This window comes from Lelliottia sp. GFLA7 (genome assembly GCF_056490165.1).
The window spans coordinates 1-443 of sequence record NZ_JBWLAQ010000084.1 but is presented as its reverse complement, the minus strand read 5'-3'; the positions used below and the strand labels follow the sequence as shown (position 1 = coordinate 443).

The following is a 443-nucleotide window of genomic DNA, read 5'->3' as shown; positions in this document are numbered from 1 at the left end:
GTATCAAGGCGACCGAGGCGCTGGTCGACTACGAGGAAAACAAGCGGATCCGGATGGAATCTCGGGAATCGAAGATCGGGTACACGCGTGAGCTCGACTTCGACAGCGATGGAGACGGCGCCACGAAGGTGACGTTCGTCCAGGAAGGTGAGACCGGAACGGGCCTGTTCAAATTCGCCGATGCCATCGTGCAGAAGCTGTATGCCCGCTACGTGCGCAGCGACCTCGAGAACGCCAAGACGATCCTCGAAGCGAACGGCTGAAGGCCCCCTTCACGCGCTGTCCGCGCATGAAGGGACCCGTCAGCTCCAGCGGCTAGCGGACGGTGAACTCCGCCGAGGTGCCGGTGAGGGGGAACACCTCGCCGGCGGGGTTCTTCCAGTTGCCGTAGTGCTGGATCCGGTACGTGCCCGAGGCGGTGCCCGCGGGGACGTCCCACGTGA

General features: G+C 64.1%; 2 protein-coding genes. One reads left to right on the top strand and one right to left on the bottom strand.

The genetic code is table 11. The features are described 5' to 3' along the window. A partial coding sequence (locus AC07RN_RS21270) for an SRPBCC family protein (protein ID WP_478337261.1) occupies nucleotides 1-263 on the top strand: 263 nt, incomplete at its 5' end. A 52-nt stretch (nucleotides 264-315) separates the two neighbouring features. On the opposite strand, the gene AC07RN_RS21265 is transcribed toward AC07RN_RS21270, so the two are convergent. Then, a partial coding sequence (locus AC07RN_RS21265) for a neutral/alkaline non-lysosomal ceramidase C-terminal domain-containing protein (RefSeq protein ID WP_478337262.1) occupies nucleotides 316-443 on the bottom strand: 128 nt, incomplete at its 5' end.